We start from the raw sequence: 20,229 nt of genomic DNA, 5'->3' as shown, positions 1-20,229 counted from the left end.
CGCCCGGCGGATCGGCGTCAGCCGTCGGTGTCCGAGGACGGGATGTACGCGCCGGGCACGCTGCCCGGGGCGTAGATCTTGCTCTCACCCGGGTACGGCTTGGTCCAGTTGTACCGCTCGTACCAGGTCAGATGGTTCATCTGGGCCGGGTTGGCGTAGTCCGGCACGGCGTTCGGGCCGGTCAGCCGCTGCTGCGACTTCCACTTGGCCCACTCGGCGGCCACGGTCCGCTGCGCCGCCGGGACGGCCGTGGTGGAGGGCACCACCGCGGCCTTGGTGTCCTGCGCCGCCGGGGTGTCCGGGCCGCAGCTGGGCTGGGTGGCCAGGCCGTCGGTCAGCGAGGTGCGGTTGGGCACCGCGGTGAACGGGGTGTAGTTCGGCTTGGAGGTGAAGGCCGTGGTCATCGGGGTGGCCGCGGAGTCCTTCTGGTTCATCGGCTTGATCCCGAGGATCTGCTCGATGGTCCGGATCATCGTGATCTGGGTGTAGTAGCGGTCGTCGACCGTGCCGTGCTGCGCCCAGGGGCTGATGATCTGGATCGGCGCCCGGTGGCCGTCCACATGGTCCAGGCCGGCCTGGGAGTCGTCCTCGACGACGAAGATCGCCGAGTCCTTCCAGTACTTGCTGTGCGAGATCTGGTCCACGATCTTGCCGGTGGCCAGGTCGTTGTCGGCGACCTGGGCGGCCGGGCTGGCCGGGCCGCCGGTGTGGTCGCTGGAGAGCCAGAACATGTTCAGGTTCGCGGGACCGTTCTTCTCGAAGTCCTGCTTCCAGATCTGGTACCGGTACTGGTCCGGCACGCTGGTGTCGAACTTCGGGAAGCCCGAGACCGAGACGCTGTTCAGCGACGGGATCGGCGAGGAGGAGTTCAGCGTGTACGCCGTCTGGGAACCGGTCGCGTCCATGTTCTTGGCGTCGCAGTAGAGGTTCTGCCAGCTGGCCCCGGTGGGCTTGGTCAGGAACTGCTGGAACTCGCCGAAGTCCCGGACCGACTTGCCGGCCGCCTGGGCCCCGGTCCACAGGAAGCCGGACTCCTGGTGGCCGAGGGCGTCGTCTTCGGTGTCGTAGCTGCGGGTGTACTCGCCGGCCGAGGACTCGGTGTACTCCGGGTTGTCCGCCTGCATCAGCCAGTTGTGGCCCTCGGCGGAGTTGGTGCCGATGTCGTAGGTGTTGTCGTAGAGGCCGAACTGGTTCGCCAGGGCGTGCTGATTGGGCGTCACGTTCTCGCCGAACTCGGCCAGCGCCGGGTCGCCGTTGCCCTTGGAGATGTCCCCGAAGAGCTGGTCGTAGGTGCGGTTCTCCTTGACGATGAGGAAGACGTGCTTGATCGTCGACGGGTCGCCGATCCGCGCCGGGACCGGCACCGGCCGGGCCGTGCTGTGCTTGTTCGCCATCGCCACGGCGTTCGGCGTCCAGCCGTTCTGCTGGAAGACCTTGGCGGTCTGGGCCCGGATCACGCCGTCGCTGGGCAGCGTGAACTGGGTCAGGCTGGAGGTGGTGTCGTGGGTGCCGTGCCCGGCCGCGGTGGTGGGCCGGCGGGCGTCGATGCCGCGGGTGTTGGAGACGACCACCTTGCCGCCGGCGGTGGTGATCTCCGCCGGGAAGTAGTCGGTCGGCAGCAGCCCGACGTAGCTGACCGGGGCCTGCGGGCTGGTGTAGCGGTAGACCGCGACCGCGTTCGCCCGGCCCAGGGTGACCAGGAGATGGCCGTCGTCGGTGAGGGTCACCGCGTCCGGCTCGTAGCCGACCGAGGCCTCCGGCCAGGGCTTGGTGGAGATCGTCTGGACGACCTTGTCCCGGGTGGTGTCGATCACCGCGACGTCGTTGGAGGCGGTGTCGGTGACGAAGACCGCGCCCTTCTTGGCGTAGACCGCGGTCGGGTGGAGCCCCACCTCGATGGTCGCCGGCGTGGCGGACGGGTGGGCCAGGTCGATCACGCTGACCGTGCCGGTGGTGGTGGCGCCGGTCTCGGGGTTCGCCGGCACCTGCGTGCCGTAGGAGTTGAGGGTGGAGTCGCCGGACCGGGCCGGACGGCCGCCCTCGTTGCTGATGTAGAGCTTGCTGCCGACCTGGACCATCCCGCGCGGGGCGTTGCCGACGTTCCAGCTCTGCTTGATCGCGCCGGTCGCCGCGTCGATGGCGACCACCCGGTTCTGGCCGTTGACCGCCGAGTACACCGTGGATCCGTCGGCGGAGAAGACCGCGCCGGCCACCAGTGCGTGCTCGCTGCCCTGGGCGGCGATCGGGACGCTGACCGGGTCGGCGAGGGTGCCGTCCGGGTTCACGGTGAACTTGGTGTAGCCGTCGGCCTGACCGAGCCACAGCTGCTTGCCGTCCGGCGAGTAGGTCGGGCCCTCCTGGCCGACGGCGCTGCTGCTGATGTGGAGGTCGGTGCCGGCGGCACTGCCGACCTTCTGCAGCACCTTCCCGGTCTTGAGGTCCATGATGACCAGCGCGGCGTCGCCGTCGGTCACCGCCGCCGCCAGGTGCGAGCCGTCCGGGCTGACGGTGGAGGACATGATCTTGCCGTCGTCGATGACCGTCCGGTCGCCGTACGGCGCGAGGTACTGGTCGCTCGATATCACCTCGCCCTTCGCGGTGGTCTGGCCGACCTGCTGGGTGCCGAACTGGTTGGTCTGGGCGATGGCGGTGCCGGTCGCGAGTGCGACGGCGGTGACGCAGGCGGTCAGCAGTGCCGCCCGCCGGCCCACTCGCCGGCCGAGCACCACGAGCTGCCGCTTCTCGGCGAGCCCGTCGTGCTCAGCGCTTCGTCGGCGGCGAGTCACCTGCATGGGGGTCATCCCTTCGGGGAGGTGGGCAGCAGCTCGACGTCGCCGTCGAACTGCCAGAGCGGGTTCGGCGCGTCCGCGTGGGCGGAGCGCACCAGGAAGTAGCCGTTGACTTCCTTCGGTCCGTCGCCGTCGGCCTCGATACGGCCGTCCGAGGCGACGTCGAGCTGGTAGACGGCGTTCCCCGGGGCGGCGGCGCCGGGGAGGTGCCAGGTGACCACGCAGCGCCAGTCGTTGCCGGGACCGGTCGGGTCGACCTGGCCGTCGCTGCGGTCGCAGGTCGCGGTGGTCCGCAGCTGCGCCTCGGTCACCGCGGGGCGGTGGAGCTGCTCGGTCTGCAGCCGGTAGAGGTGGGCGAAGGAGGTGGCCACCGAGCGCTCCACCTTCGCCTGGGTGATCCCCGAGCCGGTTGTCGAGGGGGCGGCCGCGGCCACCGCGCCGAAGCCCAGTGCGAGCAGTCCGACCGGCGGCAGCAGTCCGACCCACAGCGCCCGCCGGCCGAGTCCGTCGTCGGTGGCATTGGTGAAGTCCCGGCGTACGAAGAGCAGATACGCGGAGACGGTGGCGGCCACCGCCCAGGCCAGGCTGACCGCGACCGCGATCAGCAGTTCGCCCAGCTGGGCGGGGGCGGCGAAGAGGCCGTTCCAGGCGATGAAGGCGTAGCCGGGCAGTGCCAGCCGCAGCGCCACCGGCAGCGGCAGCATCTGCGCCAGCTGCATGGCGACCGCGAGCAGTGCGGGCAGCAGCAGGCCGATCGGGGAGCGGCCGAGCACCACCGAGCCGAGCAGCCCGATGCCGGCCAGGGCCAGCGTGGGCGCCAGCACGCAGAGCCAGGCCAGCAGCACGTGCCCGGCGGCGTCCGAGGAGGCCAGCGGATGGCCGTCCAGGCCGACCAGCGGCTGGTCGCCCACCGAGAGCAAGCCGCCGACGGCGCTGGAGGCCACCAGGCCGGCGACCATCGCCAGGATGACGGTGAGCCCGGCCAGCGCCTTGGCGGCGAAGATCCGGCGCGGGGAGCGGACCGCGACCAGCAGATGCCGCCAGGTGCCGAGCCGGTCCTCGGCCGCGAAGACGTCGCCCGCGACCACCGAGGTGAGCAGCGGCAGCGCCCAGGACCCGGCGAAGCCGAGCACCACCAGCGGCCCCGCCCAGCCGCTGGCGTGCATCCAGCGGCCGAAGAGGGTGTCGGTGGGGAGGGTGCTCTGCAGGCTCACCGCGGCCACGAAGAGCCCGGGCACCAGCCAGCAGACCAGCATCAGCAGCCGGATCCGCCACTGGGAGACCAGCTTGACCAGCTCGAAGCGGTAGCTGCGGGAGACCGGCACGCGGAGCGCCTGGACGGCTTCGGTCCGGGTCCCGGCGGGGGCGGTGCCCTCGTCGGCGACGGTCGCGGACATCACTCGGCCTCCTGCGTCTCGGTGCTCTGGGCGCTCTGGGTGCCTGCGTCGCTCTCCGAGGTCTCGGCGCTCTCGGTGAGGGCGAGGAAGGCGGCCTCCAGCGGCGACCTCACCGGGGCGAGCTCGCGCACCGCGACCTCCGCCCGCGCCAGCTCGGCCACCAGCCCGTCCAGCGCGGGCAGCTGCGCCCGGACGACCAGCGCCTCGGCCCCGCGCCAGGACCGGGCCGGCTCGGTCACCCGTATCCCGTCCGCCTCGGCGGCGAGCGTCCGGGCGGCCGCGGGGTCCGAGGTGAGGAGCCGGTAGTCGAGCTCGGTGTTCTCGGCCGCCAGTTTGTCCAGCGGGCCGGTGAAGCGGACCCGGCCGGTGGCCAGGATGGTGACCTCGGAGCAGAGCGCCTCGATGTCGTCCATCCGGTGGCTGGAGAGGAGGACGGTGGTGCCCCCGGCGGCCAGGCGGGTGAGGACCTCGTGCACCTGCTGCTTGCCGGCCGGGTCGAGGCCGTTGGCGGGCTCGTCGAGGACCAGCAGGCGGGGATCGGTGAGCAGCGCGGCGGCCAGGCCGAGCCGCTGGCGCATGCCGAGCGAGAAGCCGCGCGTCCGGTCGTCGGCGACCTCGGCGAGGCCCACCTCGTGCAGCGCCCGGTCGATCCGGCCGCTCCTGGCGTCCTGCCCGCGCAGCGCGGCGAGGGCGGCGAGGTTCTGACGGGCGGTCAGGGTCGGGTAGAGCCCGGGCCCGTCGACGAAGCCGGCCACCCCGGGGGGCGCCGCGAGGGCCCGGCCGCCGGGCGCGCCCAGCACCTCCAGCAGTCCGAAGTCGGCGACGGCGAGGCCGAGCAGCAGGCCGAGGAGAGTCGTCTTGCCGGCTCCGTTCGGCCCGACCAGGCCATGGATCCGCCCGGCGTCCAGATCCAGATCGACCCCGTCCAGCGCCACCACGTCGCCGAAGCTCTTCGTCAAGCCTCGTGCGCGCACCGCGAGTTGAGTGTCCATAAGCCCTTCTCGAAAATCCCTCAGGAAACCTAGGGCCCCGCCACAACCCAAGCAGGGGCTTCCGGTTGAACGTTCGAGAAACGCCAGTCGACGGGCTGCTCAGCGGCGACATCCTTCCCTCGGGGGAATTCCGGTCACTCGCGGCAAACGTGGTTCATCGTCTTCGAACACTGTTCGGGCAAGGGAACGCGGTTCGTGTGAACTATGATCATCCGAGCACATTCGGAAGGAGTCGCGCGTGGCACGTGCATCCGGTCCGGGCTGGCCGAGTCCGCGACGTCCCAAGGGGCCCGCGGGTGCGCCGCCCAGACGGGTGCTCAACCAGCAGGCGATCGTCGACGCGGCGCTGGAGATCGTGGACGAGGAGGGCCTGGACGCGCTCAGCATGCGGCGGGTCGCCCAGCGCCTGGGGACCGGGCCGGCCTCCCTCTACGCCCACATCAGCGGCAAGGAGGAGCTCCTCGAACTCCTCCTCAACCAGGTCTACGGCGAGCTCGCGCTGCCGGGTGCGCCCGATCCGGCCCGCTGGCGGGAGCAGGCCAAGGCTTTGCTGACGGCCAGCCGGGACAACCTGGCCGGGCACGGCGACCTGGCCCGCGCGGCGCTGCGCGGCGGCTCGGTCACCCTGCCCAACGCGCTGCGGGTGACCGAGGCGATGCTCGGCATCCTGCGCGCCGGGGGAGTGGAGCGCCAGGAGGCCGCCTACGCGATGGACCTCCTCGCCCTCTACACCGTGGCCGACGCCGTGGAGCGCGCCCTCGGCCTGCGCGGGAGCGCCGACGGGGGCCCGAGTCCGGCGACCGCGGTGAACGCCGAGGGCGACGAGACCAACGAGGAGTACCGGGAGCGGGTCCGCGACTACTACGCCTCGCTGCCCGCCGAGCGCTACCCCATCCTGCGCACCATGGCGGACCCGATGGTGCGCAACGTCGGCGACGAGCGCTTCCAGTTCGGTCTGGACGTCATCCTCGGCGGGCTGGCCAGCCGCGCCGCCGTGCGGGGCCGCCGCGACGGCGATTGACGCCGCGACAGTCGCGATATAGCGTGAGTCGGGTCAGAGTTGAGGACCGGACTCGGAGCAGACATGTCCCTGGCAGCCGTCCCCGCCGAACCCGCGAAACCCGCTGATACCGGGACCCCTGGGGCTTCTGGGACCCCCGGGAAGCCCGGTGAGCCCGCGCGGTCCCAGCCGCCGCTGCGCGCCTCGGACGCCGACCGCGACCGGATCGCCGCCGTCCTCGCCGACGCCGTCGCCACCGGCCGGCTCGAGCCGGCGGAGCACGCCGAGCGCCTGGAGGCGGCCTACGCCGCCCGCACCCTGGTCGAACTGGCGCCGCTCACCGCGGACCTGCCGCAGGACGCCGGCGCCGCGCCGGAGGTGCCCGAGCCGCGCAGCGAGCCGGTGGTCGCCACCCTCAGCAAGATCCGCCGCGGCGGCCAGTGCCAGGTCGCCCCGCACACCGTGGTCCGCTCGCGGTTCGGCGCGATCATCCTGGATCTGCGGCACGCCGTCTTCACCCGGCGCGAGGTGGTCATCGAGGCCGGCTCGTTCTGCGGGAAGATCCACGTGATCGTCCCGGCCGGGGCGCAGGTGCAGGACGAGGGCTCCGCGCTGATGGGCAAGCGCGCGGTGTCCGGCCGCCGCTCGCAGGGCGAGGGGCCGGTGATCCGGTTCACCGGCCGGTCCGTCCTCGGCAAGCTCCTGGTGACCCGGGCCGGCGAGGCGCCGTGGGCGCATCTGCTGCCCTGGGGGCTCGGCGACTGACGCCCCCGTCGGCGGCTGACGGCCCCGCGCCGAGCCCGCACCCGGAGCCATGACGCGGAGCCCGCACCCTGAGCTACGACGCGGAGCCCGCACCCTGAGCTACGACGCGGAGCCCTGCGCCCGCCCCTGCGACCTGGCCTCCAGCGAGGCCAGGTACGCGTTGTAGGCGTTCAGTTCGGCGTCCCCGTCCCGGTCCGCCTTGCGGTCCTCCCGCTTGGCCACCCGGCGTTCCGACTTCGCCCACTGCGAGGTGAGGGCGATCAGCACGATGACGCTGGGGATCTCGCTGAACGCCCAGGCCAGCCCGCCCGCCGCATGCTGGTCGCCGAGGGCGTCGACGCCCAGCGAGGCGGCTGGATGGGCGAAGGTGTGCACCATCACCGAGCGGGACATCATGATCGCGATGCCGAAGAAGGCGTGGAACGGCATCCCGGCGAACAGCTCCAGGATCCGCATCACATAACCCGGCCGGTGCGGCCCCGGGTCCACGCCCATGATCGGCCAGAAGAAGAGCAGGCCCACCAGGATGAAGTGGACCATCATCAGGGTGTGGCCCCAGCCGTACCGCATCAGCCAGTCGAAGAGCGGCGTGAAGTACAGGCCGTAGAGGCTGGCCACGAAGAGCGGGATGGTCACCGCGGGGAACGAGATCACCCGGACGTAGCGCGAGTGGAGGAGCGCTACCAGCAGTTCGCGGGGACCCCGCCGCCCGCGGGGGGCGGGACGCAGCGCCCGCAGGCTGAGCGTGATCGGCGCGCCGAGGAGCAGCAGGATCGGCGACAGCATGGACAGCACCATGTGCTGCACCATGTGGACGCTGAACATCACCATCCCGTACTCGTTCGTCCCGGTGCAGGTGGTGAGGAAGACGGTGAGGATGCCCGCCGTCCACACGATCGGCCGGTGGACCGGCCACCGGTCCCCGCGCCGGACCAGCCGGAGCCAGCCGGTGAGGTAGGCGGCCTCGGCGAGGACGCAGACCGCGAGGAAGAACCAGCTCGTCGCCGGGTGGACGGCGAGCAGCCGGCCGACGCTCCAGGGGGCCAGGTCATGTGCCATCCCGCCCATGCCCGGCATTCCCGACATCGCGATCATGTCGTGACCCATCGGCGGCCCTGCTTTCGGATTCGGCGGTGCGGTTGCGGTGCGGTTGCGCTGCGTTCGGGGCGGTTCGCGCCCCGGACAAGCGTAGAACCGGCCCTGCCGGCCGCCGCACCCGGCCCCGGCCCGGCCCGGCGGCCGTCCGCCGGGCGGGTCGTCAGCTCGGGCGCGGCACCAGGGTGTTCTCGTTGCCCCGCCCGGCCAGGTAGTCCTCCACGTTGCGGACCGTGGTGGCGATGATCTGGCCCACCGCCTCGGCGGTGAAGTACGCCTGATGGGAGGTCACCAGGACCTTGGGGAAGGTCATCAGCCGGGCCAGCACGTCGTCGGTGACGGTCTCCAGCGACTTGTCGAAGAAGAAGAGACCGGTCTCCTCCTCGTACACGTCCAGGCCCACCCCGCCGAGCCGGCCCGCGCGCAGCGCCTCCACCAGGGCCCCGGTGTCGACGAGTCCGCCGCGGCTGGAGTTGACCAGTACCGCGTCCGCCTTCATCCGGGCCAGCGCGTCCGCGTCGATCAGGTGGTGGGTGTCCGGGAGCAGCGGCACATGCAGGCTGATCAGGTCGGACTCGGCGAGGAGCTGGTCCAGCGGCACATACCGCATGCCCAGCGCGAGGCATTCCGGGTTCTCCGCGATGTCCCAGCCGAGCAGCCGGGTGCCGAAGCCGTGGGCGATCCGGCTGAAGCACTCGCCGATCTTCCCGGTGCCGACCACGCCCACCGTCTGGCCGTGGACGTCCCGGCCCATCAGCCCGTCCAGCCGGAAGTCGAACTCCCGGGTCCGGTTGGCCGCGCGGATCACCCTGCGGCCGACCGCGAGCGCCAGCGTCCAGGCGAACTCGGCCACCGAGTAGGGGGAGTAGTAGGAGACCCGGGCGATGGTGAGGCCCAGCGAGGCGGCCACGTCCAGGTCGATGTTGTTGAAGCCGGTGGAGCGCTGGGCGATCATCCGGGTGCCGCCGGCCGCGAGCTCCCGCAGCGCCGGCTCGTCCAGGCGGGCGTTGACGCTGGTGCTGATCACCTCGTGGCCGTGGGCCAGCGGAGCGGTGTCCGCGTTGAGGAACACCTCCAGGCAGCGCACCCGGTGCCGGCCGGAGCCCGTCTCGTTCTCCCCGAACGCCGCTTCCAGCAGGGGGCGCTCGTCCGTCTGCACACCGTAGGCGAGGATCTCCATGCGGACACGCTAGCCGCAATCACCCGGCAAAACGGATATATCGGCACAGTTGGCCCGGCACCGTCGGCTCGGCACGGTCGGGCACGCCGTGGCACCGGCTGCCCGGCCCGGTTCCCGAAGGGCCGCCGCCCGGACGGCCCTTCCTCCCAGCACCCCTGACGAGCCGTCAGATGACGGTCTCGGCCTCGGCGTAGCGCTCGGCGGGGACGGTCTTCAGGTCGGCGACCGCCTCGGCCAGCGGGACCAGCTCGATGTCCGTGCCCTGCAGTGCGGTGAGGTGGCCGAAGGCGCCCTTGTGGGCGGCCTCCACGGCGTGCCAGCCGAAGCGGGTGGCGAGCACCCGGTCGTAGGAGGTCGGCGTCCCGCCGCGCTGGACGTGGCCGAGGATCACCGGCCTGGCCTCCTTGCCCAGGCGGTGCTCCAGCTCCCGGGAGAGCTGGTTGGCGACCCCGGAGAAGCGCTCATGACCGTAGATGTCGATGGTGCCCTCCTCCCAGTGCATGCTGCCGGGCTCCGGCTTGGCGCCCTCGGCGACCACCACGATGGCGAACTTCTTGCCGCGCTCGAAGCGCTCCCGCACGACCTCGGTCAGCCGGTCGATGTGGAAGGGCCGCTCCGGGACCACGATGGCGTGGGCGCCCGCCGCCATCCCGGCGTGCAGCGCGATCCAGCCGGTGTGCCGGCCCATCAGCTCGACCACCATCACCCGCTGGTGCGACTCGGCGGTGGTCTTCAGCCGGTCCAGCGCCTCGGTGGCCACCGAGACCGCGGTGTCGAAGCCGAAGGTGACGTCGGTGCAGGCGATGTCGTTGTCGATGGTCTTGGGCACGCCCACGATCGGCAGCCCGGCGTCGGAGAAGAGGCGGGCCGCCTTCAGGGTGCCCTCGCCGCCGATCGGGATGACGGCGTCCAGGCCCAGCTTGGCGACGTGCTCCCGGGCGGTCTCGATGCCGTCCCGCAGATGCGACTTCTCCACCCGGGTGGACCCCAGGATGGTGCCGCCCTGGGCCAGGATGCCGCTCACCGAGTCCAGCGTGAGGTCCCGGTAGCGGCCGTCGAGCAGCCCCCGCCAGCCGTCCTCGAAGCCGATGATCTCGTCTCCGTGGTCCACCACCCCGCGGTGCACCACCGAGCGGATGACCGCGTTCAGGCCGGGGCAGTCCCCGCCACTGGTCAGCACTCCAATACGCATATCTCAGCAACTCCCGAGCAGAACCGGACGGCCGGACTCCCGCGTCCCGCGAGCCTGCCCGGCCCGAGGCGCGATCTTACCGATCCTGCGTCCGGCCCTGCAGGATCGTCCACGGGAGCCGCGTCCTCGGGACCCCCGCGCGAAGCGCGGTAGCGGGCGGCCGGGCGGGGCCGCCGCGCCTTTCTCGAACTCGTCGGTCGGTGGGACCGGTCCGCCGCCGCTACGCGGACTGGCTCGCGGCGTTCGCCCGGGCCGCCGCGAAGCGCTCCTCCCGGAGCGCGTTGTACCAGGTGTCGTCGGCCGGCGGAAGGGCGTTGACGTCCAGCGCCAGCTTGATCAGCATGTCCGCGACGGCCGGGTTCCTGGCCATCACGGGACCGTGGAGGTAGGTGCCGAAGACGGTGTCGTTCCAGGCGCCCTCGGTGCCGTCGCCGGTGCCGTTGCCCTTGCCGACGGTGACCCGGGCCAGCGGCGAGGCGCCCGCGCCCAGATGGGTGACGCCCTGGTGGTTCTCGAATCCGCTGAGCGGCGGCAGGCCGAGCCGCGGGTCGACGTCCGCCGTGATGTCGCCGACCGAGCGGGCGCTCTCGCCGCGCGTCGACCACACGTCCAGCAGGCCCAGGCCGGGGGTGCGCTGGCCGAGGTCGTCGACGAACTCGCGGCCCATGATCTGGTAGCCGGCGCAGACGCCGAAGACGATCGCGCCGTTCTCCACCGCGCGGCCGAGCCCCGGGTCCTGCCGGAGGCGCTCGCCGGCCAGCCGCTGCGGCCGGTCCTCCCCGCCGCCGATCAGGTAGATGTCGCCGGCGGTGGGCACCGCCTGGTCCGAGCGGACGTCGTATCGCTCGACCCGCAGACCGCGCTGCTCCGCCCGGCGCTGCACCACCAGGACGTTGCCGCGGTCCCCGTAGGTGCTCAGCAGGTCCGGGTAGACCCAGACCAGCCTGAGGCTGCTCTCGTTCGTCAACTCAAGACTCCCGTAACGCTGTTGATGGTCCGTCGGCCAGTCAGCCGGCCAGGCAGGTCACGCCCGCACATCGCGGCGGAGCGCCTGGAACGCGGTGTAGTTGGCGATCGCCTCGATCCGGCCCGGCGGCGCCATCGCCACCGCCTGTTCCAGGGTGTCCACCACCCGGAAGTCCACGCCCGCGACCTCGAGACGGACCGCCAGGTCCAGCTTGCGCTGGCCCATCACCAGCACCGGGTGGCCGCGCAGCTTCTCGTAGTCCACGTCCCACAGCCAGGAGGTGTCGGTGCCGTCCGCGGAGAGGGCGTTCACCGAGAGGATCACCGGCGCCGGGGGCTGGTCGATCAGCGTGAAGGTCTCCAGCCAGCCGGCCGGGTTCTTGGCCAGCAGCAGCCGGATGTCCCGCCCGCGGAACTGCACCACGTCGTACCGGCCGGCCACCGCGGTCACCGCGTACATCCGCTGCAGGGCGACCTGCGGGTGGACGCCGAAGACCGCGGCCACCGCGGCGGAGGAGGTGGCGTTCGCCAGGTTGGCCCGGCCCGGGAGCTGGAGCTGGATCGGCCAGGCGCCGCCCTGCGGGTCGATGGTGTGGTCGCCCTGGAGCGCCCAGTGCGGCTGCGGCCGGCGGAATCCGCACTGCGCGCAGAACCAGTCGACGCCCGGGCGCTGCAGCACGCCGCCGCAGCTCGGGCAGGACCAGGCGTCCTCCTTGTAGCTCTGGCCGGCGGCCACCCAGACCACCTGGGGGCAGGACGAGGCCGCCCAGGTGACCAGCGGGTCGTCCGCGTTGGCGATCACCACGGCGTCGGTGCCCTGCAGGCCGGTGCGCCAGTGCTCGGCGAGCATCCGGGTCTCGGCGGCCCGGTCGAGCTGGTCGCGGGAGAGGTTGAGCAGCGCGATCGCCTTCGGCCGGGTGTCCTTGGCGACGGCGACCAGGTACTTCTCGTCCACCTCGATGACGCCGTACTTGGCCTCGGCGCCGCCGGCCAGGGCGGAGGTGATGCCCGCCGGCATGTTGGCGCCCAGCGCGTTGGAGACCACCGGGCCCGAGGCGCGCAGGGCCTCGGCGATCAGCCGGGTGGTGGTGGTCTTGCCGTTGGTCGCGGAGACCAGGACGACGTCCAGGTCCTTGGCGAGGGTACGGAGGAGGTCGGGGTCGACCCGGAGCGATACCTTGCCGCCGATCACCGAGCCGCTGCCGCGCCCGGCGCGCCGGGAGACCGCCGCGGTGACCCGGCCCGCGGTGACCGCGAGCTTGGCCCGCGCGGGCAGCGGTTCGCGCGCGGAGAGACCGGTGGTCCCGGGATTGCCAGACATCGTGGTTGCTTCCTCCTCGCGTTCGGCGGCCGGGATCAGCGTACCGGCTCCGCGCTCGGCGCTTTGCCCTGGTGGTCGGCCGATGGGGCGGGAGCTGACAGAGCGTCGGCAGGCGGGGGGCGGTCGGCGGCCCGGATCCCGGGCCGGGATCGGCCCCCGGGCGCCGGGCCTGCCAGGGGCGCTGCCAGGGCGCTGCCGGGGCTAGTCCTCCGGTGGGTGCTCGGCCTGGCGCCTCGCCGGAAGCGGGCGCTGCTCCGCCGCGGCCAGCCGTCCCCACAGCAGGTCCGCCAGCGCCCGCACCATCCGCTCACGGGAGATCCCCGGATACTCCATCCACCAGTCGCCGGCGGCCAGCACCATCCCGGTGATGCCGTGTGCCCAGACCTCGGCCAGGAGATCGGTCTCGGGCCCCAGGTCCACCTGGGCGCGGATCGCGCGGGCGAGCTCCTCGGCGATCGCCCGCAGCGCCGGCGCCAGCGGCCCGCCGGTGGCCGGCCCGGTCGGCGCGCCGGCCGGCTCGGGGTGGGTGAGGAAGCGGTACACCTGCGGCCGCGCCTCGATCGCGGTGAAGTAGGTGTCGAGCACGGCCTCGACCAGGTCCCGACGCTCCAGCGGCAGGCCCAGCGTCGCACGGACGTTGGCCTGCAGGCCGGAGGTGTGGCGCTGCGCGAGCGCCTGGTAGAGCCCGCTCTTGTCGCGGAAGTGCCGGTAGAGGATCGGCTTGGTGATGCCCGCCTCGGCGGCGATCGCGTTCATGCTGGCGCCCGGCCCCAGGCGCCGTACCACGCGCTCCGCCGCGTCCAGCAGCTCGGCCCGCCGCCGTTCGGCCGAGGTCTGCTCGACCTGCTCCGTCTGCTCGGCCTGTTCGATCCCCTCGGGGATCCCCTCGGTGGTGCGCTCGGGGGTCCCCTCGGTCTCCTCGGCGGGCTTTTCGACAGCCGTTCGAGGCGAGGGCGTTGACATTCTTACTCCTCGGTAACCATACTCGGCGCAGAAGCCAGTTACCCAAGGTAACACCAGGGGAGATCACGAACACCATGGCCAACTCAGCAGCCGGCGAGACGACTGTGCAGTCGACGAACTTCAACCTCGAACTGAACGAGGACCAGACCACCGTCCGGGACTGGCTGCACGGATTCGCCGCCGACACCATCCGCCCGGCCGCCGCCGAATGGGACGAGCGGGAGGAGACCCCCTGGCCGATCATCCAGGAGGCCGCCAAGCTCGGCATCTACTCGCTCGACTTCTACGCCCAGGGCTTCTTCGACCCGACCGGCCTGACCATCCCGGTCGTGATGGAGGAGCTGTTCTGGGGCGACGCCGGGATCGGCCTCTCCATCGTGGGCACCACCCTCGCGGCGGTCGGCGTGCTGGCCAACGGCACCGAGGAGCAGATCGGCACCTGGGTGCCGCAGATGTTCGGCACCCCCGACGACGTCAAGGTCGCCGCCTTCTGCTCGTCCGAGCCCAACGCCGGCTCCGACGTCGCCTCGATGAAGACCAGGGCCGTCTACGACGAGGCCAAGGACGAGTGGGTGCTCAACGGCACCAAGACCTGGGCCACCAACGGCGGCATCGCCAACGTCCACGTCGTGGTCGCCTCGGTCGACCCCGACCTGGGCGCGCGCGGCCAGGCCTCCTTCATCATCCCGCCGAACACCCCCGGGCTCAGCCAGGGCCAGAAGTTCCAGAAGCACGGCATCCGCGCCTCGCACACCGCCGAGGTCGTCCTCGACGACGTGCGGATCCCCGGCTCCTGCCTCCTCGGCGGCAAGGAGAAGCTGGACGAGCGGCTGGCCCGGTCCCGCGAGCGGGCGGCGGCGGAGGCCCGCGGCGAGTCCAAGGCCAAGGTGAAGAACGCGGCGATGGCCACCTTCGAGGCGTCCCGCCCGGCGGTCGGCGCGCAGGCGGTCGGCATCGCCCGGGCCGCGTACGAGGTGGCCCTGGAGTACGCCAAGACCCGTGAGCAGTTCGGCCGGCCGATCATCGACAACCAGGGCGTGGCCTTCACCCTGGCCGACATGAAGACCCGGATCGACGCCTCCCGGCTGCTGGTGTGGCGGGCGTCCTGGATGGCCGCCGCCCGCAAGCCGTTCGAGGCGGCCGAGGGCTCGATGTCCAAGCTCTACGCCGGTGAGACGGCGAAGTGGGTCACCGCCAACGCGATCCAGATCCTCGGCGGCAACGGCTACACCCGGGAGTACCCGGTGGAGCGGATGCACCGGGACGCGGCGATCTACACCATCTTCGAGGGCACCTCGGAGATCCAGCGCCTGGTCATCGCGCGCCGCATCTCGGGGCTGCCGATCCGGTAGTCGCGCGGGCCGCGGGCGCGGCCGACGGTTCGTCGGCGCCCGCGGGTCCGTGGTCGGCCGGTCGCGCAGTTCCCCGCGCCCCTGAGTCGCCTGGCCCTTCGGGCCGCGAATCCGGCGAGCCCCGCAATGTGCGCCGCAGGTCAAGGGGCTCGGGTAACTGCCCGCCCGGCCGACCACAGGCCCGCGGGCGCCGTCCCTCGCCGCCCGTTGACACCCCTTCAGCGACTCAGCGCCGCCGCCGCGTCCACCAGCGCGTCGACGGTGAAGCCGGCTCCCTCCAGGGCGATCCGGTCCGGGCCGGGGAGCCGGTGCGCCTCGTCGGCCGGGCCGAAGGTGCGGCGCCAGACGCGGTAGGCCCGGCGCACCTCGGCGACCGGATCGCCGATCGGACGGCCGTTGCGGACCAGGTCCGCGGCTCGCCGCGTGCCCTCACGCAGGGTCCGCGCGAAGTCGGCCGCGCCCGGCACCGGCAGTGCGTCCCGCGCCGGGAGGTGCGCCTCCATCAGCATCGTCCCGCGTCCCATCGCGTTCAGCGCCGAGCGGGCGCGGGCGGCCTGGGCGATGTCCACCCCGCGCGCCCGGACCGGCTCCATCTGCGCCCGCGCCTCCGCCTCGGCCAGCGCGGCCCCCGCCGAGCGGAGGTCGAGCAGCGCCTCCCGGACCGGGCGGCTGTGGTCCCGCCCGGGGTCCGCGAAGGCGTCCAGCGCGGTGCCGGCGAACTCGCCGCAGGCCATCAGATAGGCCGCCAGCCGGTCGGCCAGCCGCGAGGTCTCCCAGGTGGGGAAGACGGCGTAGGCGGAGAGCGCCAGACCGCCGCCGAGCAGGGTCATCACCACCCGCTGCTCGCCGGTGAGCAGCGCCTCGCTCCCCGTCATGGACAGCAGGAAGACCACATACGCGGCGGTGCAGGCGCTGGTCGCCAGATAGCCGGACCGCATGGTGAGGAAGGCGCCGGCCAGGCTGACCACCACGAGCCCGGCGCAGAACCACGGCCCCGGACGGGTGAGCACCACCACGACGGTGGCCACCACCACCCCGGCGACCGTGCCGACCAGCCGGGCCGTTCCGCGGCCGTAGGTGCGGGCGAAGTCCGGCCGCATCACCATCACCGCGGTGAGCGGGGCCCAGTAGCCGTGGCTCCAGTGCAGCGCCCGCGCGGTCGCGTCGCCGAGGGCGGCGACCGAGGCGGTCCGCACCGCGTGCCGGAAGACGGGCGAGTCCCAGCGGAGATTGCGGCGGAGGAGGTGGGCCGCCATCGGGAAGTACTCCGGCGCCGGTCTGCGCCGCAGCAGCGAGCGGCGGTCGGTGCCGCCCCCGGTGCCGTTCCCCTCGGTGGAGTTCCGGTCGACCGAGTCCACGGCCTCGCCGAGCAGCCGCACCAGCCGCCGCTCGGCGCGGCGGGCGGCCCCGCGCAGGGGCGCCTCCTCGGACTCGGGGGCCTCCTCGGCCTCGGACGCCTCCTCGGACTCGGGCCCTTCTTCGGCCTCCCCCTCGCCCGCTCCGGCCGTGATGGAGGCGGTGCCGCCTCGGGCGGGGGGCGGCGCGGGCTGGTTGCCGGCCGCGGCCGCGTGGGCGTCCTGCTCGTCGTCCTCGTCGATCGGGGCGAGGGTGGAGTAGACCACGTCCGGGACGCGCGGGTCGCGGGCCCGGCGGACCGCGGAGGCCAGGGCGTCCAGCACCCTGGCGGTGGCGTCCAGCAGGGCCCGGGCCCGGTCGCGCTGCGGACCGAACTCCGGCGCCCCCACCCGCGGGTCGGCCAGCGCGGCGAGCACCGGCCGGACCCGCTCCACCGGCCCCCGCCCGCCGCCGAGTTGGGCGGGCCGGGTGCGCAGCGAGTCGGGCCGGTTGAGGGCGGACGCCATCCGCGCCACCATCAGCGGCTCAGGGTCGAACGGCGCCACCGGGTCCTCGCGCAGCCGCCGCGCGTAGTCCGCCACCGAGGCGAAGGCGTCCGCCAGCGCGTCCCGCTGCCGGCCCCAGGTGCGGATCGGCCAGACCAGCACCAGCAGGGCCTGCGCCAGCCCGGCGGCGAGGATCACCAGCGCGTGGTCCACCGCGCTGAGCACGCTCACCGGCAGGGAGACGACCACCAGCATCGAGGCCACCGTCTGCGCGGCGATCATCCCGCTGGTGGGGCCGAGTGCCCAGGCCATGCCGGCGGCGAACGTCCACAGCGCCAGGACGAGGACGAAGACGGCGGGCTGCGTCGAGGCCAGATACCCCACGAAGGTGCTGGCGCCCAGCCCGACCGCGCTCACCAGGGCCAGCAGCGGGCGCGGCCGGAAGCTGCTCTGGAAGGTGGAGAGCCCGGAGTTGAAGGCGCCCATGGTGGCCGAGGTGGCCAGCTCCGGGGTGCCGACGCCGAGGGAGAAGAAGAGCACCAGGGCCATTCCGCTGCCCCCGCGCACCACCGTGAGCGGCTCGTTGACGGCCCGCTCCAGGTGCAGGCCCTGCACCGCGGTCTTCTTCAGAGCGGACAACCAGGACACCCGCCGAGCATAGGGGGGACAAGTAGTGAGGAATCATCAGAAGGGCGACGTGTCGCCCGCGTTGATCCCCACCCGGTCCGGATCTGCTTCAATGGGGGTATGGACACCAGGCCGGACGGCACCCAGGGGCGCACCGACCTCGAACCGTTCTGGCCGTCCCGCCGCTCGCACCACTTCGACCAGATCTGTCGCCGCGCTCTCGGCGCGCCCGCCCGCGGCTGAGCTCAGCCCGCGACCGTTCGGGCGCGCAGACGACCCGTCAACCCCCCGGCCCTGGCCGAGCCGTGTCCTCTCCGGCTCCGGCGCCAGAAGCCGGGACTCGTCGCCCTTCGCGCGGAGGAATCCCGTCGTGTCCCAGAGCACCCCGTTCACCAGCCCGCGCCGGACCGGCGCGCCGGCGCCCGCCCCTGCCCCCGCCCCCGCTCCTTCCGTGGCCCGGCTGCGGGCCCTCCCCGCGCCGGGGGAGGCGCCGCGGTCCGGGACGCCGCCTCAGCGGCCGGCCGGGACGCCGCCCGAGCGGCCGGCCGTGCCGCTGCCCGAGGGGGCGGCCGTCCTCGTCGCCTGGCCGCCCGGGGCGCTGCCGGAGGAACTGCTGCGTGCCTACGGGCAGGGCGTCGGCGCCGGCGCCGGCCTCGGTGGCGAGTCGCCGATGGCGGGCTATCTGGTGCTGGTGCCCGCCGGGCCGGCCCTGGAGCAGGCCGCCGAGCCGGACGGCGCCGACGGCATCAGGCTGGACCGCGAGCGCCGCACGGCCCACGTCGACGGCCGCCCCCTCGACCTCACCTACCTGGAGTTCGAGCTCCTCGCCCACCTCACCGCCCATCCGCAGCGGGTGCACACCCGGGACAGCCTGGTGACCGCGGTGTGGGGCTACGGCCACGTCGGCGACGGGCGGACGGTCGACGTCCATGTGGCCCGGCTGCGCCGCAAGCTCGGTCCCCGGCACCGCGGCAGCATCGTCACCGTCCGCCGGGTCGGCTACAAGTACGCGCCCGGGGCCGGGACGAGCTGACCGGTCCTCAGGCCGCCGAGGCGGCCTCGGAGCCCTCCGTGCGGGCCGCGTCGTCCGGCTCCGGCTGGGCCCGGCCGCCGGTCGCCGGCGCCCGGCCGTGCCGCATGAGCAGCGCGACGACCAGCCCCAGCAGTCCGGCGGCCGCGCCGAAGAGCAGCCCCCAGCGGTAGCCGGCGTCGGCGTACACCCCCGGCAGCGGATGCCAGCCGCCGGACGCCGACGCCGGCACCCCCGGCAGGCGGACCTGGAAGCGGGCGGGGTGCGCGGAGAGGAAGGCCGAGAGCACCGCCGTGCCCACCGAGGTCGCCAGCGCCGTCACCACGCCGAACATCGCCGAGCTGATCCCCTGCCGGCTGGCCGGCACCGCCTCCACCACCAGGTTGGGGACGGAGGAGTAGAACGCCCCGTACCCGACGCCGAAGACGCAGGCGCACAGCACGTACTGCCAGGTGGAGTGCGAGAAGAAGGCGTAGAGGAGGGGTGCGACGGTGAACGAGGCCATGGCCAGCAGCAGCGGCCGGCGCGGTCCGGCCCAGCGGGCCCACTCACCGGTGCCGGCCCCGCCGATCATGCCCAGGCCGCCGGAGAAGATCGCCGAGGCGAGCCCGTAGCCGAGCAGTGTGGCGCCGAGCCCGTAGCCGAGGGCGGCGTTGAAGTCGATGTGCACCAGCGGCAGTCGGGCCGGGGTGAGTTTCCCGCCCGAGGCCGCCGCCAGCTGCTGGGCGACGGCGTGCGCCAGCTCCGCCCGCTTGGGCGTCTGCATCATGTAGGGGACGGCGTAGCCCTGGACGCCGATCGTGACGCTGCCGAGCAGTGCCGCCAGCAGCGCCAGGCCCAGCCGCGGCGAGAAGAGGAGGCCGAGGTCGATCAGCGGCTCGGCCACCCGCCGCTCCCAGGCGACGAAGACCGCCAGCGCCAGCGCGCCGCCGATCAGCCAGGCCAGCGCGGACGGCCTGGACCAGCCCCACTCGGCGCCGTTGGAGAGGTACATCAGCACCAGCGCCACACCGCCGGAGAGGAGGACGGCGCCGGCCACGTCCAGGCGCTGCCGCACCCGCAGCCGGGACTCCGGCACCACCAGCACCAGCAGCGGGATCATCACGCATACGAAGGCCAGCAGGAACCAGAAGATGGCCCGCCAGGAGAAGTGGTCCAGCATCCACCCGCCGAGCAGCGGCGCCGCCACCGCGGAGAGCCCGAGCCCGGTGGCCACCATCCCCACCGCCGCGGGGATGTGGCGCCGCGGCAGGACGTCCCGGAAGAGCCCGTAGGCCACATTGGGCGCGCAGATCGCCACCGCCTCCAGGCCGCGGCCGAGGAGGAACAGGCCCCAACTGGAGGTGAGGGCGCAGATCAGTGTGCCCACCGCGAAGCTGACCGCGCTGAGCAGCATCACCCGGCGCTTGCCCCAGAGGTCGGAGAGCTTGCCGAGGACCGGCGTGGTGGCGCCGCCGACCAGGCCGAAGATGATGATCATCCAGCTGATCCCGGCGCCCGTGCCGGGGAACGAGGGGGCGATCCGGCTCACCGCGGACGCCACCATGGTGTACTGCAGGGCGGCGATCTCGGCGAACAGCACCACGATCGCGATGACCGTGTACACCCGCGCGGGGGAGGCCCCGTCCAGCCGCCCGGAGCCTCCTTCGCCGTCTCCGGGCGGTCGTTTCGATTCCGTTTCCGATCCCCACGGCGCATCCATGCCGGTGTTTCTAACGC

General features: G+C 73.2%; 16 protein-coding genes. 5 read left to right on the top strand and 11 right to left on the bottom strand.

All coding sequences use genetic code 11. From position 1 onward, the window contains the following. Positions 1-17: 17 nt before the first annotated feature. The 3 genes from BS73_RS04940 to BS73_RS04930 are packed head-to-tail and all read right to left on the bottom strand — an operon-like array spanning position 18 to position 5,178. Positions 18-2,792 (bottom strand): bifunctional YncE family protein/alkaline phosphatase family protein, encoded by a 2,775-nt coding sequence (locus tag BS73_RS04940; protein ID WP_037570032.1) that lies wholly within the window; start codon positions 2,790-2,792, stop codon positions 18-20. Between the two features lie 5 nt (positions 2,793-2,797). Beyond that, positions 2,798-4,186, bottom strand: coding sequence for an ABC transporter permease (locus BS73_RS04935; protein ID WP_037570031.1), 1,389 nt, complete (start codon positions 4,184-4,186; stop codon positions 2,798-2,800). After that, positions 4,186-5,178 carry an ABC transporter ATP-binding protein gene (locus BS73_RS04930; RefSeq protein ID WP_051939458.1) on the bottom strand — a complete coding sequence of 331 codons (993 nt, stop codon included), beginning with the start codon at positions 5,176-5,178 and terminating at the stop codon, positions 4,186-4,188. Before BS73_RS04930 ends, BS73_RS04935 begins: the two co-directional genes overlap by 1 nt. Before the next feature lie 238 nt (positions 5,179-5,416). Between BS73_RS04930 and BS73_RS04925 the strand changes: the two genes are divergently transcribed. Both BS73_RS04925 and BS73_RS04920 read left to right on the top strand, forming a co-directional pair. Then, positions 5,417-6,199 (top strand): TetR/AcrR family transcriptional regulator C-terminal domain-containing protein, encoded by a 783-nt coding sequence (locus tag BS73_RS04925; protein ID WP_037570028.1) that lies wholly within the window; start codon positions 5,417-5,419, stop codon positions 6,197-6,199. A 63-nt stretch (positions 6,200-6,262) separates the two neighbouring features. Continuing rightward, the gene (locus BS73_RS04920) at positions 6,263-6,943 is read left to right on the top strand and encodes a DUF1707 SHOCT-like domain-containing protein (protein WP_084703806.1); all 681 of its coding nucleotides are present in this window, start codon (positions 6,263-6,265) and stop codon (positions 6,941-6,943) included. A gap of 99 nt (positions 6,944-7,042) precedes the next feature. On the opposite strand, the gene BS73_RS04915 is transcribed toward BS73_RS04920, so the two are convergent. From BS73_RS04915 to BS73_RS04890, 6 genes are all read right to left on the bottom strand, one after another. Next, positions 7,043-8,050 (bottom strand): cytochrome c oxidase assembly protein, encoded by a 1,008-nt coding sequence (locus BS73_RS04915; RefSeq protein ID WP_407674962.1) that lies wholly within the window; start codon positions 8,048-8,050, stop codon positions 7,043-7,045. Positions 8,051-8,201: 151 nt separating this feature from the next. Then, positions 8,202-9,218, bottom strand: a complete 1,017-nt coding sequence (locus tag BS73_RS04910; protein WP_037570024.1) for a 2-hydroxyacid dehydrogenase — start codon at positions 9,216-9,218, stop codon at positions 8,202-8,204. Positions 9,219-9,384: 166 nt separating this feature from the next. Continuing rightward, positions 9,385-10,410, bottom strand: a complete 1,026-nt coding sequence (locus tag BS73_RS04905) for a 6-phosphofructokinase (RefSeq protein ID WP_037570022.1) — start codon at positions 10,408-10,410, stop codon at positions 9,385-9,387. A gap of 220 nt (positions 10,411-10,630) precedes the next feature. Then, positions 10,631-11,377 (bottom strand): type 1 glutamine amidotransferase, encoded by a 747-nt coding sequence (locus BS73_RS04900; RefSeq protein ID WP_037570021.1) that lies wholly within the window; start codon positions 11,375-11,377, stop codon positions 10,631-10,633. Between the two features lie 57 nt (positions 11,378-11,434). Then, on the bottom strand, positions 11,435-12,697 hold the full coding sequence (locus BS73_RS04895) for a MurT ligase domain-containing protein (RefSeq protein WP_037570019.1): 1,263 nt from the start codon (positions 12,695-12,697) through the stop codon (positions 11,435-11,437). A gap of 201 nt (positions 12,698-12,898) precedes the next feature. Continuing rightward, complete coding sequence (locus BS73_RS04890; RefSeq protein ID WP_051941325.1) at positions 12,899-13,567, bottom strand: TetR family transcriptional regulator; 669 nt, start codon at positions 13,565-13,567, stop codon at positions 12,899-12,901. 167 nt (positions 13,568-13,734) lie between these two features. On the opposite strand from BS73_RS04890, the gene BS73_RS04885 reads away from it, so the two are divergent. Beyond that, positions 13,735-15,012 carry an acyl-CoA dehydrogenase family protein gene (locus BS73_RS04885; RefSeq protein WP_051939454.1) on the top strand — a complete coding sequence of 426 codons (1,278 nt, stop codon included), beginning with the start codon at positions 13,735-13,737 and terminating at the stop codon, positions 15,010-15,012. A 218-nt stretch (positions 15,013-15,230) separates the two neighbouring features. On the opposite strand, the gene BS73_RS40285 is transcribed toward BS73_RS04885, so the two are convergent. Further along, positions 15,231-17,501 (bottom strand): FUSC family protein, encoded by a 2,271-nt coding sequence (locus BS73_RS40285; RefSeq protein ID WP_051939452.1) that lies wholly within the window; start codon positions 17,499-17,501, stop codon positions 15,231-15,233. Between the two features lie 99 nt (positions 17,502-17,600). Here BS73_RS40285 and BS73_RS40280 point away from each other — a divergent pair, with 99 nt between their 5' ends. Beyond that, positions 17,601-17,723, top strand: a complete 123-nt coding sequence (locus BS73_RS40280; RefSeq protein ID WP_265736850.1) for a hypothetical protein — start codon at positions 17,601-17,603, stop codon at positions 17,721-17,723. Between the two features lie 208 nt (positions 17,724-17,931). Then, positions 17,932-18,513 carry a winged helix-turn-helix domain-containing protein gene (locus BS73_RS38640; protein ID WP_200886762.1) on the top strand — a complete coding sequence of 194 codons (582 nt, stop codon included), beginning with the start codon at positions 17,932-17,934 and terminating at the stop codon, positions 18,511-18,513. A 7-nt stretch (positions 18,514-18,520) separates the two neighbouring features. Here BS73_RS38640 and BS73_RS04870 read toward each other — a convergent pair whose 3' ends face one another. Next, positions 18,521-20,116 (bottom strand): MFS transporter, encoded by a 1,596-nt coding sequence (locus BS73_RS04870; protein WP_051939450.1) that lies wholly within the window; start codon positions 20,114-20,116, stop codon positions 18,521-18,523. Between the last annotated feature and the right edge of the window lie 113 nt (positions 20,117-20,229).

The sequence above is a fragment of the Phaeacidiphilus oryzae TH49 genome, assembly GCF_000744815.1.
Lineage (GTDB): Bacteria > Actinomycetota > Actinomycetes > Streptomycetales > Streptomycetaceae > Phaeacidiphilus > Phaeacidiphilus oryzae.
This window is presented reverse-complemented; position numbering and strand designations above follow the sequence as displayed.

Bases quoted from the DNA above. Each gene is read 5' to 3' on its own strand.
- BS73_RS04940 (WP_037570032.1), bottom strand. From the start codon at position 2,792: ATGCAGGTGACTCGCCGCCGACGAAGCGCTGAGCACGACGGGCTCGCC.
- BS73_RS04935 (WP_037570031.1), bottom strand. From the start codon at position 4,186: ATGTCCGCGACCGTCGCCGACGAGGGCACCGCCCCCGCCGGGACCCGG.
- BS73_RS04930 (WP_051939458.1), bottom strand. From the start codon at position 5,178: ATGGACACTCAACTCGCGGTGCGCGCACGAGGCTTGACGAAGAGCTTC.
- BS73_RS04920 (WP_084703806.1), top strand. From the start codon at position 6,263: ATGTCCCTGGCAGCCGTCCCCGCCGAACCCGCGAAACCCGCTGATACC.
- BS73_RS04915 (WP_407674962.1), bottom strand. From the start codon at position 8,050: ATGGGTCACGACATGATCGCGATGTCGGGAATGCCGGGCATGGGCGGG.
- BS73_RS04910 (WP_037570024.1), bottom strand. From the start codon at position 9,218: ATGGAGATCCTCGCCTACGGTGTGCAGACGGACGAGCGCCCCCTGCTG.
- BS73_RS04905 (WP_037570022.1), bottom strand. From the start codon at position 10,410: ATGCGTATTGGAGTGCTGACCAGTGGCGGGGACTGCCCCGGCCTGAAC.
- BS73_RS04895 (WP_037570019.1), bottom strand. From the start codon at position 12,697: ATGTCTGGCAATCCCGGGACCACCGGTCTCTCCGCGCGCGAACCGCTG.
- BS73_RS04885 (WP_051939454.1), top strand. From the start codon at position 13,735: ATGGCCAACTCAGCAGCCGGCGAGACGACTGTGCAGTCGACGAACTTC.
- BS73_RS40280 (WP_265736850.1), top strand. From the start codon at position 17,601: ATGGACACCAGGCCGGACGGCACCCAGGGGCGCACCGACCTCGAACCG.